At 48.7% G+C, this 13,159-nt stretch carries 11 protein-coding genes; 9 read left to right on the top strand and 2 right to left on the bottom strand.

Annotated elements, in window-relative coordinates; all coding sequences use genetic code 11:
- Positions 1-10: 10 nt before the first annotated feature.
- Both V1224_12925 and V1224_12920 read left to right on the top strand, forming a co-directional pair.
- Entirely contained in the window at positions 11-745 is a 735-nt protein-coding gene (locus V1224_12925) for a class I SAM-dependent methyltransferase (GenBank protein WWR15365.1), read from the top strand.
- Between the two features lie 430 nt (positions 746-1,175).
- Positions 1,176-2,021: a hypothetical protein gene (locus V1224_12920; protein ID WWR15364.1), complete on the top strand. Its 846-nt coding sequence runs from the start codon at positions 1,176-1,178 to the stop codon at positions 2,019-2,021.
- A 272-nt stretch (positions 2,022-2,293) separates the two neighbouring features.
- Here V1224_12920 and V1224_12915 read toward each other — a convergent pair whose 3' ends face one another.
- The gene (locus V1224_12915) at positions 2,294-3,253 is read right to left on the bottom strand and encodes a glycosyltransferase (protein ID WWR15363.1); all 960 of its coding nucleotides are present in this window, start codon (positions 3,251-3,253) and stop codon (positions 2,294-2,296) included.
- Positions 3,250-4,401, bottom strand: a complete 1,152-nt coding sequence (locus tag V1224_12910) for a glycosyltransferase family 4 protein (protein ID WWR15362.1) — start codon at positions 4,399-4,401, stop codon at positions 3,250-3,252. Before V1224_12910 ends, V1224_12915 begins: the two co-directional genes overlap by 4 nt.
- A 235-nt stretch (positions 4,402-4,636) precedes the next feature.
- Between V1224_12910 and V1224_12905 the strand changes: the two genes are divergently transcribed.
- From V1224_12905 to V1224_12875, 7 genes are all read left to right on the top strand, one after another.
- Positions 4,637-6,457 carry a hypothetical protein gene (locus V1224_12905; protein WWR15361.1) on the top strand — a complete coding sequence of 607 codons (1,821 nt, stop codon included), beginning with the start codon at positions 4,637-4,639 and terminating at the stop codon, positions 6,455-6,457.
- A 78-nt stretch (positions 6,458-6,535) separates the two neighbouring features.
- The gene (locus tag V1224_12900; protein ID WWR15360.1) at positions 6,536-8,329 is read left to right on the top strand and encodes an HAD-IIIC family phosphatase; all 1,794 of its coding nucleotides are present in this window, start codon (positions 6,536-6,538) and stop codon (positions 8,327-8,329) included.
- A 299-nt stretch (positions 8,330-8,628) separates the two neighbouring features.
- Complete coding sequence (locus tag V1224_12895) at positions 8,629-8,868, top strand: acyl carrier protein (GenBank protein WWR15359.1); 240 nt, start codon at positions 8,629-8,631, stop codon at positions 8,866-8,868.
- Between the two features lies 1 nt (position 8,869).
- Positions 8,870-9,295 (top strand): MaoC family dehydratase, encoded by a 426-nt coding sequence (locus tag V1224_12890; protein WWR15358.1) that lies wholly within the window; start codon positions 8,870-8,872, stop codon positions 9,293-9,295.
- A complete protein-coding gene (locus tag V1224_12885; protein WWR15357.1) occupies positions 9,282-10,013 on the top strand; it encodes an SDR family oxidoreductase in 732 nt (243 codons plus the stop codon). Before V1224_12890 ends, V1224_12885 begins: the two co-directional genes overlap by 14 nt.
- Positions 10,014-10,026: 13 nt before the next feature.
- Positions 10,027-11,607: an MBOAT family O-acyltransferase gene (locus V1224_12880; protein ID WWR15356.1), complete on the top strand. Its 1,581-nt coding sequence runs from the start codon at positions 10,027-10,029 to the stop codon at positions 11,605-11,607.
- 101 nt (positions 11,608-11,708) lie between these two features.
- Positions 11,709-13,157: a hypothetical protein gene (locus V1224_12875; GenBank protein WWR15355.1), complete on the top strand. Its 1,449-nt coding sequence runs from the start codon at positions 11,709-11,711 to the stop codon at positions 13,155-13,157.
- Positions 13,158-13,159 lie beyond the last annotated feature (2 nt).

Raw genomic sequence — 13,159 nt, 5'->3', positions numbered from 1 at the left:
GAGTGAGAAAGTGAGGTCTTTTGCACAATACCAACAATATTTTACGGCAGAATATCTGATGGGCCCCAATAGTGTCCGTCTGGCCGGGGAACTGCTGGAAACTTATCCGCTGCAAACAGAGCAGGGACATCTGTACAAACGAAACCGCATTCTGGATCTGGGCTGCGGCACGGGCCTGACCAGTCTTTTCATCGCCAGGGAGACAGATGCTATCGTCTATGCGAATGATCTGTGGACAGATGCGGAGGCAAATGCCGGAAGGTTTCAGGCGTGGGACATTTCGGATCAGGTGATTCCTCTTCAGGAAGACGCTGAAAACCTGACATTCGAAAAAGAGTTTTTTGATGCTGTCATCAGCGTTGATGCCTATCATTATTTTGCCGGAAAAGAGGGATTTTTTCAGACTAAGATTCTGCCGTATGTGAAGAGTGGCGGTATGGTACTGATCGCGGTTCCGGGTATTCAGGAAGCGTATGAGGGAAAACAGCGGGAAACCATTCATGAATGGTTGGGAGAAGACGATCATATGTTTCACAGCTGTAGCTGGTGGAAAGCCATGATTGGGGAACACCCGGACATTGCCTTTGTGGAGACATGGGAGATGAAAAGTTTTATGGCAGCATGGAATGACTGGCTGGCAATCGAGAATGCGTATGCCAACAGAGACCGCCTGTTTTTTGATACGGTTATTCAGAAATATTCTGACTTTGTCGGCATTGCAGTGAGAAAGATAAAGAAATTTTAAATACTTCGAACTGGATTGATGGAGACAAATCCGGTTTTTACCGATGATGTTGCTTGAAGGATAAGAAAACAGATGTCTATTTTGTGGAGGAAACAGTCTGGTTTACCCAGCAGCAAATGGCAGAATTGTTTCAATCGTCCAGAACAAACAATAATCATTTGGCTATCCGAGGCAAATAAACAGGTAGAGCAGCTGACAAATGCCGAGGTCATCAGCAACAAAAAGAACCTTGAAAGGGAGACTAAGAACGAGAACAGACATCAGAGCAGGACTAAACGGAGGAAGAAATTTAATGTGAATTTAATTGTAAAGGCAGATATTTTTTTGTATAATTGAAATATGACAAGAGTAAGCTATATTATATCTATTGCCATAGATTTTTAGAAATCGAGGTGGTAAGGTGTCGGACGATATAAAACAGACGCAGGAAGTGAAGGCAAAGCGTACCGCAAAAAACAGTGTTTTTTTAGATCTTTTCCAAGATAAAAAGAATTTGTTGAAACTGTATAAAACAATACACCCAGAGGATACAGATACAACAGAGGACACGCTGGATATTGTCACAATAGATAATGTGCTTACAGATAACCTATATAATGATTTGGGTATCATGGTCGGTAATAACAGACTGCTTTTACTTTTGGAGGCACAAGCCAGTTGGACAGTAAATATTTTAATCAGAATATTGTTGTATTTAGCACAAAGCTACCATGAATATTTTGAGCGAACCAGTCAGAGTCTATATAAAAGCAAGAAAGTGAAAATGCCGAAGCCTGAACTTTATGTGATTTTTACAGGGAATAAAGGCAGAAAAACCGATACAATATCGTTGTCCAAGGAATTTTTTAACGGTGCGGATATTGACATTGAAGTAAGGGCAAAGGTCATCTATGAGAGTGACACAGATGACATTATCAATCAATATATTATTTTCTGTAGAGTTTTTGATGAACAGAGAAAATTGTATGGAATGACAGAGCAGACCGTTAAAGAGACAATTCGTATTTGCAAGAATAGGAACATCTTAAAAGAATATCTGATGAGAAAAGAAGCGGAGGTAGTAACGATTATGATGAGTTTATTTAACGATGAGCAGATAATGAAAACATATTGGAAGGATATGGAAAATACTCTTGTTCATAAGAAAGACAGAGAAACAGCCGAAAGGTTGATAAAAAAAGGAAAAATGGCACTGGAAGATATAGCGGATTGTGTTCCGTCATTATCTTTAGATGAATTAAAAGAAATCGAAGCCGAGGCTATGCAGTTAGCATAATCGGCAAAAACTTTAATGTCAAAATAACAACATAAAAGCGCATGGAACAGCAAATTGTAAACCATGCGTCTTTTTTATACTCAAAAGGAGGAACATGAGCGATAACATTCAGACCAACGCCACAGGGAAGACATTGCCCTGCGTAGAACAGAAGATTGAAAAAACAAAGTGTTATGTTGGGGTACATTTTTCTGATACCAGTATCTAAAATGTAGAGGACAGGCATAAGTGTGTCATTCTCCATGACTTAGACCATTGGCAGCCCGTATCTCTTATATTTTCCCAATCAGCGCCAGTACTCGCAGTGCCAGCTCTGCCACCAGGCTGTCGCGGAGACGCCGGGGATAACAGCATTTGCGAAGGTTTTGTTTACTGTCGTACAGTTCCAGAAATTGTCTGCGCGGGGGCGTCATCTGGTCGGCGTAGAGCAGATGATAATCGTGAATGCCGTTGACAATATTGGCGCAATGGCGGTTCATATGCCGATACCAGTCATGGTAACGTTTCAGACCGCCGGCGTTGCCGGAGCTGAATGTGCCGGTGTGCCGCCTGTAATGCGCGAGCGGTTTTCTGTCGTAGATGAGCGCGCCGTTCATTCCGGCGACGACCCAGGAGATCCAGCAGTCGACTGCTACCGAGGGGGTGAGGGGACCGCTGTCAAACGCCAGTTTTTTCAAAGCCAGGTTAAATCCCTGTGCCATGCCCATGCCAGCCCAGGTGCCTGTCATAATGACTTTTGCCAGACTGATTTCTTTCATCTGCTGTGGGCTGACGGAAGGCCTGCCCGGCAGCGTGTGCTGTACATTCAGCTCACCGTCGCATACATAATAGTTATGAATATAGAGAACCGGGGTGTCCGCAGGATAGCGGTCCATCTGTCTGACGGCGCGGGTTATCTTTTCCGGTGCCCAGACATCATCCTGGTCGCAGAAAAAATAACAGTCGGCATCGTCCTGTGCATAGTTCTCCAGTGTGCGGAAAATGTGGTGGAAATTCTCATGCGGTCCTTTGTTGCACATGTCGTGATCGAGATCATTGATCAGAATGAGTTCTTTGCCCTCCGGAAAACTGCGCTGGTAATCCCGCAGAATGCGGACGGAAGCGTCCGTGGAACCGTCGTCCCGCACATAGAGTCTGAGGGCGGGATAGGTCTGAGCCGCAATGCTGTCTAACAGGGCGGGCAAATAGGCTTCTCCGTTATATACAGGCATGGTAATGATCACACGTTTCATGGCTTGTCCTTTTTTCTGCGCAATAATTTTTGATAGATCCGTTCGATGCCATCGACCATCTTGTCATAAGGAAAGCTGCGCGGCGGGATGTGGTCGAAGGCAGCGTCACCTTTTTCAATAACACTCTGCAATCGGTCTGCCAGCGCTTCACTGTTTCGGTTCTCAAAAAAGAGACAATCCCCATAGACGACTTCGGGCAGTGCACCTCCGGTGCTGGAGATGATCTTCTTTCCCATCTGGCAGGCTTCCAATGCGCTGAGTCCGAATCCCTCGGTGATGGAGGGGACGACAACATAGTCAGCCTGTAATATGCAGCGGCACAGATCTTCCCTCGGGAGGGAATCACGGATCAGCACTTTGTCATCCAGGCCATATTTGTGAATGGAGTCGATGAATTTCCGGCGCAGTTTCACCGGTTCTGCCCCGAGAATAAAGCAGAAGCGGATCTGTTCCAGATCGACATTCCGGGTCTGTAAGGCGCGGATTGCCTCCTGATAGACATAGATGCCTTTCGTCTGCCCGGGTCTGCCATAGTATAAAAAGATGCGTTCCTTCTGCCCGAGGCGGAAATAAGTTCTTAAATCTAATGAGGATTTCTCGGCGACGGAAGTGTCCATCTCATTGACTGCGTTATAGACACAGACGACATTTTTATTTTTTCCGCAGTACTTCAGAATATCTCGTTTGGTCGCTCTGGATACCGCGTGATATACATCGAAAGGCTGGCGGCAGACAAACTGTTCATACAGCCAGAAGCCGCTGGCGTGGACCCAGTCTTCGGCCCAGAACCATTTGGGACCACGGACTTCGTGTACGGTCAGCACGGAGGGTTTGTGATATTTTCGGGCCAGACGGCTCGAAGGAAAGGCCGGAGTGAAAATGGAAGCGTGCACCACATCACACCAGCGGATATGCTTTTCAATATCTCTGGCGGGAATGAGCGGATGGCCAAACAACGACTTCCATGGGAAATACCAGACTTCCATACCCTCCACTGTTTTATGGCCCATGTACTCATCGCCGACATTTCTTGCGAGCACACGGATTTGGTGGCCTCTTTCGAGGAGACCTTTTACCATATCATAAAAAATACGTTCCCCGCCGCCTACATACGGGTAGAAATGGGGAAGTACAAAACAGATCTTCATAAATTTTATCCATCCTTTGTCGTAGAAACACTTCTGTTTGGAAACGATAACAGTATGCCCATTAACGATATAATGCTATCATACTTTATAAAATAAAACAACGATAGAGTTTACATGATTTTCCAGATTTGATATACTGAATTTATTGTCCGGAAATAAAATTTGTATTTCTTTGCATGACAGTGGGAATGACTACAGAGACGGCGGGAGAGCGGCGTCAGCGGACGGAGTGTTTATGAAGCAATGTTGGAACAACTGGAAAAAAGAAAATAATATCAAAAAGGCGGCGGATGTGATTGGCCTGTGTATCATTGCGGCCGGTATCGGTGTGAGCATTTTTATGAACTGTGTAGGCCGGACACTCTGGCTGGATGAGGCGATGCTGGCTTTTTCCTTCAGCAAGCGGTCTTTGTTCGGTCTGACTAGCGGAGTCTTCGAGTGGGATCAGAGTGCGCCGGTCCTTTATCTGTATTGTGTAAAGCTGCTCACCTGTATCTTCGGCAACACGGAATTCGTGCTGCGCAGCTTCTCGATTATTGCCTATGTTGCCGTGCTGTTTCTGAGCGGGTATGTGGCCAGGGAATTGTTCCGGATCAAATATCCGCTTCTTGTCTCGGCGTTCCTTGCCAATATGAACTTTATTTTAAAGTATTCCAATGAATTCAAGCAGTATCTCTCCGAATGTATCTGGGTGCTGCTCGTCCTCGTTCTCTATTATCGGTATAAGGAGAAGGGCCTTGCGTGGTGGAAGATGATGCTTGGCTTTATGGTCTTTATCTGGGGCGCCAATCCGGTCTGCTTTTTTGTGGGCGGTGTGCTCCTGTACGAATTTGTGACCGGTATACTGGCAAAAGATAAAACAAGGGTGAAGAACAGTATTGTCACCGGCATCGGTATCGGCATCAGTTTTGTCATCTATTATGTTTACTGGCTGCGGGGAATCGCGCTCAGCGGCAGTATGCAGAGCTATTGGGATAATGCCAGCTTTCCGCTCATCCCCAGGAGCATCGAAGATCTGCGGCAGGCGCAGGCGATGGTCTATGAGATATTTATCACATTCCGGGAAGCCCGCATCTTTATGATTGCCTTTGTCCTGGCAGCCTTTGCGATCGGAATGTTCTGGGAGAAGAACCGGTACAGTGTCGTTATCTTTCTCGGCTTTCTGGTATCTTTGTTCGCGTCCTCTATTCATATGTTTCCGATCGCGGACAGGCTCTGGTGTTTTTCCTTTCCGATTTTTACGATCCTTGCCTTTTATGCCATAGATAAGATGGCTGTCAGCAGCAGGAAAGCGGAGTTGACGGCGGTGTTTCTGATGTTTACATTGCTGCTCACGAACAATGGGATTCTGGTGTACCGGCACAGTGAGAATGTCTATCAGGCCGGAGAAGAAGCCAATCCGGTTATCGCTTATCTGCAGGAACATGTGACGGAGGGGGAAATGGTATATGTCTATTACCAGAGCATTCCGGTGACAAAGTATAAGATCGGTTATGATACGGAGCGTATCGGCAATGTCGCACAGGACAATATCATCTGGGCGACAGATACGCTGAACAAGGAAGATGCGCAGGGAGATATTGACAAAGTTCTGCAGGAAGACAGGTGTTATATTCTGGCTTCCCATGCGCCGGCAGAGAGGATCGACCCGCTGCTCGACGCGGCAGCGGCGGCGGGGAATCTGGAGATTGTCATGAATGAACATGAGACGCCGCTCTATTATTATTCCCGGATGCCGGAAGATATGAAAGGGCGGGTGGAGTATGAACTGCTCTCCCAGGAGGAAGAGGGAGACACCTGCTATGTGACGATCCGTGTGAAAAATACGGGAGAGAGTCTGATCAACACAAAGTATGACGAGGTGCGGATCGGCTGTAAGGAGCGGGACGACATCGGGACAAACCTGTGGGGCAATCTGGCGCCGGGAGCGTATTATGATATGCCGCTACAATTCGACTGGCAGGGCGACCGTCAAGTTACCCTGCAGCTCCAAAACGGAGAGAAATACTGGTATGAGGAGCTTGGCGCCGAGCCGGTGACGGTCACGAGGCCGTGAAGAAACGCCGGGATGATGAGGCTGTGAGGAATCGTAGGAACGGTGACGGTTACAAGACAGTGAGGAAGAAGAACGACGATGAAATGTCTGGAATATCCGTTTGACGGACAATATTTGCTGAAGAAGAAAAAGAGAATCAGAAAAGAGCTGCTGGAGGACGGCAGCAGCAGGATCGTGAGAAAGATCGCCATGCTAGGCGGCTCCACGACCAATGACATTAGGGCAATGCTGGAGCTCTTTTTGCTGAATTATGGGATAGCGCCTGAGTTTTATGAATCGGAATACGATCAGTATTACGAGGAGGCAATGTTTCCGGGGGAAGCGCTGACCGCGTTTGCGCCTGACATTGTCTATCTGCATACGTCCGGACGCAATATCAGCCGCTTTCCGGCACTGGCCGATTCGCAGGAGCGGGTGGAGGAGATGCTGGAGCAGGAAGTCGGGAAGTATACCGCCATGTGGGAGAGTATTCGGGAGAAATTTCACTGCGCCGTCATTCAGAACAATTTCGAATATCCTTACTACCGTCTTCTCGGCAATAAGGAAGCCAGCGATATTCATGGCAAAGTCAACTATATCACGAGGCTGAACCTGCTGTTTGCAGAGTACGCCCGCAGCCATGAAAAGTTTTATATTCACGACATCAATTATCTGTCCGCCAGTTACGGACTGGAACAGTGGTCCGATCCGTTTTACTGGCATATGTACAAATACTGCTGCTGTGTGCCAGCGATTCCTGATTTTGCATTCAGTCTGGCCAGGATGATCAAGTCTCTGTCCGGCAAAAATAAAAAAGGGTATGTCCTCGATCTCGATAATACGCTGTGGGGCGGTGTGATCGGCGACGATGGTGTCGACAGGATCGAGATCGGGCAGGAGACTTCGATGGGACAGGTCTATCAGGAGTTTCAGCGCTATCTGAAGGAACAGACACAGCTTGGCGTTCTCCTGAATATCGATTCCAAAAACGATTATGAGAATGCCGTAGCCGGTCTGGCGCACCCTCAGAGTGTGCTGAGAAAAGAGGATTTCATCGAGATCATGGCCAACTGGGAGCCAAAAGACCGGAATCTAGCCAGAATCGCCGAAAAGTTGCAGTTATTGCCGGAGAGTCTCGTATTTGTGGACGACAACCCGGCAGAGCGGGCGATCGTCGGGGCGCAGCTGCCGGGTGTGGCCGTACCGGAGATCGGTACGGTGGAACATTATGTGAAAATACTGGACCGAAGCGGATTTTTTGAGGCGACCGATATATCGAACGACGATCTGAAACGTAACGAGATGTATCAGGAAAATGCAAAACGGGCGGCTCTGCAGGCATCGTTTGCCACCTATGAGGATTATCTGCTATCCCTGGAGATGAAGGCACAGATCAGGCCTTTTGCGCCGGTCTATATGGCGCGGATCGCCCAGCTTACAAATAAGAGCAATCAGTTTAACCTGACGACGAAACGCTATTCGCAGTCGGAGATTGAGGCGGCTGCCGCAGATGAATCCCGTATCACGCTGTATGGCAGGCTGGAGGACCGGTTCGGTGACAATGGCGTCGTCTCTGTGGTGATCGGCAGACTGGAAGGAGAGGCGCTGCTGATTGAACTGTGGCTCATGAGCTGCCGGGTATTGAAACGGGACATGGAATGCGCGATGATGGACACTCTTGTGGCACAGGCACAGGAGAGAGACGTGCGCACGATCTGCGGATTTTACTATCCGACGGCCAAAAACGGTATGGTGAAAGAGTTCTATGGCCAGCGGGGATTTACTAAAGTGGAAGAGGACGGGCAGGGAAATACGAAATGGCAGCTCGCCGTCTCAGAATATAAACGACAGAATAAGGTGATTGAGGTGGATACGGGACAGACGACTGCGTAAGTGCAGATGAGTTGAGATTTCATATAAATTCCACCGTTTGTGCCAAAATCGTTTCCTTATGGCAAAAGCAAAGAAAGGCATCTGACCGCCATGGAGATGAGACTGAAAAACCATGGAAGTCTTCGCTGAACATGGTTTTTGCACTTACAGGCTCATCGAAATGTCCGGCGTGTCTGACTTTCGTGCTTTTGCCATTAAGGAAACGATCAGTCTCACACTAGGTGTAGTGAATGAAATTTCATAAATGATTGTGTTTCGCAGCTATGTAGATACGGAAGGTGAAAAGGGAGGACGATAAAATGACAAGAGAAGAAGTGTTTGCAGGGGTAAACGAAGTGTTTCGCGATATTTTTGACGACGAGGAGATTACGGTAGGGGAAACAACAACGGCGGACGATATTGAGGACTGGGACAGCCTGGAGCATATCAATCTGATCGTGGCCATAGAGAAAAAGTTCGGGATGAAATTTACGATGGGAGAGGCGACGACAATGGAACATGTCGGCGCCATGGTAGATATTATTTTGGAGAGAATTTAATATGAATCACTATTCCTATGAAGAGTTGTCGGTGGGGATGACAGAGTCTTTCGAGACAGTGGTGGAGCCGGAAATGATGGAGGCATTCCGCCGGATTACGGGGGATGATAATCCGCTGCACTGCGATGAGACATTTGCCAGAGCGATGGGGTATCCGGGGCAGGTGACGTACGGGATGCTGACGGCTTCCTTTCTTTCAACACTGGCCGGCGTCTATCTGCCGGGGGAGAACAGCCTGATCCTGGAGACGGACGTGAAGTTTGCCAGAGCGGTGTTTCCCGGAGACCGTCTGACAGTGAAAGGAACGGTGAAAGAAAAGAATGACACCTTTTCCTTTGTCGTGTTAAAGGTGGAGATCATCAATCAGGATGGGGACAAGGTCGTTCGTGGAACAATGAAAGTAGGTGTGTTGAATGGAAAGCGGTAAAACACTTTTATTATTGGGAGCCTCCTCGGATATTGGCTGTGCGCTGATGGAAGCGGTGGCTGACAGATACGATACGATACTCGGACATTATTGTCATATGAACGAAAAGCTGACGGCGCTTAGCCGCAGGCTGGGGAAAAAGCTCGTACTGCTGCAGGCGGATTTTTCCGAGAAAGACAGTGCGGTGCATATGGTCGACTATATCAGGGAAAAAGGCTGGAAGCCTGATCATATCGTGCATTTCAGTGCGCCGCGATGCCGGAACGTGAAGTTTATCAAGTGTGGCTGGGACGACTTTGGGGCCGGGCTGGACACTTCTCTGGAAGCGCCGGTCCATATTTTACAGGCGTTTCTTCCGGATATGGTCAAACAGAAGCATGGAAGGATTATATTTATGCTGACTTCCTATGTGGATGGAAGACCGCCGAAGTTTCTGAGTCCTTATGTCACGGTCAAATATGCCCTTCTCGGGTTGATGCGGTCGCTGTCGGTGGAATATGCCGACAAGGGAATTACGGTAAATGCGGTGTCGCCGGAGATGATGGAGACGAAGTTTTTAAAAGACATCCCGGAGCTGGTGATCGAGCAGAACGCGGCGGGCAGTCCTCTTGGCAGGAATCTGACAGTGGATGATGTCATTCCGGCTTTTTCCTATCTATTATCGGAGTCTGCGGGCTGTATCACCGGACAGAATCTGGTGATCAACGGAGGAAAATAAGCGGAGTAAAACAATGAGTGTAACATCGATCTATTTTCTGGCGTTTTGTTTTGTCTTGCTGCTGATCTATTACGGGGTCCCCGGGAAAGCGCGCTGGTATGTGCTGCTGACGGGGAGCCTGCTCTTTTATCTGATCAGTGCAGCGCCTGTCACGATCATCTATCTGCTTGTCAGTGTGGGTACGGTTTATTGGGCGACCATACGCTTTGCGGTCATTGATGGGCGGCTGGCAGATACGGAAAACAGGGATTCCGGTCAGTGCAGCCGGGCGGAGAAAGAGAAAAGAATCTGGCTGACGGCCGTACTGACCGTCAATTTTGGTATTTTGGCGGTACTGAAATATCTGAATCTTTTTCTGCAGCCTGTCTTTTTTGTATATCATTTGTCCGGCGGGCTGACAGAGACACCTTATTTCCGGTTTACAGCCTCACTCGGTATCAGCTTTTATACGCTGCAGATCACAGGGTATCTGCTTGACTGTTACTGGGGGAAATGCCAGGCGGAAAGAAATATCGGCAAGGTGTTGCTTTTTGGCTGTTATTTTCCGCAGATGGTATCGGGACCGATCAGCCGGTATGGAGAGCTGTCACAGACGCTGTATGCGGGCGCGCGGTTTCAGGGGATAAGAGTGCTGCACGGCATCCAGAGAGTGCTGTGGGGATTTTTCCAGAAGCTCGTCCTCTCCGAACGGCTGGCGGTGATCGTGAATACGGTGTACGGAGATCCGGATACATATTCCGGGTTCTATGTCTGGGCGGCGGCTTTTGCTTTTATTTTGCAGTTATATACCGACTTTGCGGGCTGTATGGACATTGTGCTCGGCACGTCGGAATGTTTTGGCGTCGTTTTGCCGGAGAATTTCCGGCAGCCATTCTCGGCGCGCACAATACAGGAATTCTGGCAGAGATGGCATATTACGCTCGGCACATGGCTGAAAGACTATATAATGTATCCGGTGCTGAAGACTGAGACCTGGTATCGGATGGGCAGTAAGATCAAAAAGCGTTGGGGTAAAAGTCTCGGGAAGCGGATTCCTACCTGGGCCGGCTTATTTGTGCTCTGGACGGCCATGGGCGTGTGGCATGGCAACGACTGGAAATATGTGATCGGCGAGGGCTTCTGGTTTTGGTTTCTGATTGTCGGCAGCCAGATGATGGAGCCGGTATGGAAGAAGGGACTGGCTTTTTTCCATATCAATAAAGATGCCTGGTGGTGGATTATCATTCAGCGGATACGCACGTTTCTCTGTTTTGCCACAGGCATGATCTTTTTCCGGGCTGATAGTCTGAAACAGGCATGTTACCTGCTGCGAAATGGAGTTTTGCGCTGGAATGCGGGAATCCTCGGAAGCGGGCTGTTTTCTCTCGGGCTTGGTAAGAAGGAGCTGGCGGTGACGGCAGCGGGCCTGCTTCTTCTGGGGGCGATTTCTCATGTTTCCCGCAAGCGGGAGGACGGCGATGTTCGGGACTGGCTGGACGAGAGACCGCTTGTCGTCCGCTGGGCAGTCTGGTATGGATTGTTTTTCAGTGTTTTGGTGCTCGGCTGCTATGGAGCGTCCTATGACACGTCAAACTTTATTTATGCCGGGTTCTGACAGCGTGGTCAGGGCTTGGTATCTGCGAAAAACAGCCGGAGAGATATGGCCGGTGAAGGATTTCCGATCAATTTGGCACTGTTTAACGGGAGCGCAGGGATATGAAAGAAAACAGAGGGAACATCATATTGAGCGGTGGAAAGGTCATCGTATTTCTGGCGATTCTTTTCCTCCTTTTGTCTGGCATACAGAAATTGCTCATCAAGAGCACGGAGCACAGGGGCAGTGATGTCGTAAGAGGATTTTATGCGGAGAAGGAAAATGACATTGATGTCGTGTTTCTTGGAAGCAGCCAGATGTTCTGCACGGCAGACCCGCTTGTTTTATATGAAGAATATGGGATTGCTTCCTATGACTTTGGTTGCTCGGCGCAGCCGTTTGTCTCGGAATATCTGTATCTGAAGGAAGTGCTGCGGTATCAGAAACCGAAAGTGATCGGACTGGAAGTCGTCGGCATCGTGAAAAAGGCTGATCCTGATGATCTGGAAGTATGGACTTATGCGATGACAGACCTGAGGTTTTCTGTCGATAAGATGACGCAGCTATATCAGATGCTGGAGTCGAACAGGGAAATGTACGCCATGCAGATGCTGCCGATCCTTCAGTATAAGGACCGCTGGAAGGAACTGACATTAGAAGACTTTGACAAAAGTGGTGTCAATTACACGAAGGGAGCCTATACGCCGGACAAGATCACGGACAATCCGCTTGATTTTTCTGCCTATTATGGAAGCTCGGGAGAAACCATTCCGGATGAAAACAAAGAGGCGCTGGCAAAGATCGTTGCTCTGTGCCGCGAGAACGGGATTGAATTATTTTTGTTCAAGGGACCGAATATGGGCTGGACGATCACCGATACGGAGCAGGTGGAGGAGCTGGCCCGGCAGTATGATCTGCCTTTTGTGAATTATTACGATCTGCTGGATGAGCTGGAGGTGGACCCGGTACTCGACTTCCGTGACTGGTCACATTTTAACCGCACCGGTTCCCGCAAGGCCTCTCTGTATCTGGGGCAATATTTGAAGGATCGCTATGATCTTCCGGACCGGCGCGGCGAAGACAGAGAGAATTCGTGGGACATTGCCCTGCGTGACAGAGCTCATGACAGGGCCAATGAGGCGCTTACACGGACGCAGGGGCTGGACGCATATCTCAATCTCATCCCCTACACCGGACATACGGTCGTGTTTTCCTTTCACGGGGATACGGAGAAATTACAGTTCTACAAACAATATCTGAGCACGGTGCTCAATCTGGAGGAAGAGAAGATGACCGGGAATTTCAGCATTGTGGAAGAGAACGGTATCTGTCCAGACGACGTGCTGACGGAGGAAGACCAGCGCACGGAAAGACGCCTGGGAACACAGATCCTTTTGCGGAAAAAATTGGAAGTGACGGCGGACGGTATCTGGTGGGACGGCAGGGATGTTCTGCTGACAGATAACGGTATTACGATATGGGTCTATGACAATGAATGGGGCCAGCTTGTCGATCAGGTCGGCTTTGCCAGTGATGATGTGAACACTGCGATCAGGCCGTCAGAGGAATAAGG

The sequence above is a fragment of the Lachnospiraceae bacterium JLR.KK008 genome, assembly GCA_037015955.1.
GTDB lineage: Bacteria > Bacillota > Clostridia > Lachnospirales > Lachnospiraceae > VSOB01.
Note: the sequence above shows the minus strand (reverse complement) of the source record. Positions and strands in the feature narration are given on the sequence as shown.